The sequence below is a fragment of the Blautia sp. OF03-13 genome (genome assembly GCF_003460685.1).
In the GTDB taxonomy this organism is placed as follows: domain Bacteria; phylum Bacillota; class Clostridia; order Lachnospirales; family Lachnospiraceae; genus Fusicatenibacter; species Fusicatenibacter saccharivorans.
Window position 1 is genome coordinate 1 of record NZ_QTVR01000068.1, and the last position, 595, is coordinate 595.

Here is a 595-nt window from a genome sequence, read left to right on the forward strand (position 1 = left end):
CCAATTCCAGAATGCCTCCAGTATCGGCTTCTCCTTTTCAAGACGAAATTGTTTTCTCTGCTCCGCAGTGTGATTTTTTGCTTTTGAGTACCGCTCACAATCAAACAGCTTGGAACAGAACTGTACTCCCTGCACTGCCGGAAGGCTGTAATCATACTCTTTCCCTTTCGGTATGGCATCTGTGAAGTAACGTCTCACATGTGCCCAGCAAGAGCAGCGTTTGATATCCGGCAGATTATTATAACCCTGGTATCCATCCGTCTCCAGATATCCGCTGAACCCCTGTAGGAAAGATGCTGCATGGAACTTTGCCCTTGTCTCTGTGTAATGGTAGAGCAGGATCGGCGGAAGTCCATCTTCTCCACTGCGGAAGAGCCACATCCAGGAATCCGTTTCAGGATTACGCTCCGGCTCATTCAGTACCTGAACCCGGGTTTCATCTGCCATCAGATATTTACGCATCCGTAACTGACGGTGAAAATAATTATAAACATGACGGAGATAATTCTCGGCACAGTAAATGATCCAGTTAGCAAGCGTAGCCCGGCTTAATGGGACACCCAGTTGCTTCCAGTCCTCTTCCTGCCTGTTTAAC

General features: G+C 47.9%; 1 protein-coding gene. It reads right to left on the bottom strand.

The window, feature by feature from the left end; translation table 11 throughout:
- Window positions 1-595: IS66 family transposase (gene tnpC / locus DXA55_RS16930; protein ID WP_117814660.1), on the bottom strand; the 595-nt coding region annotated here is incomplete at both ends.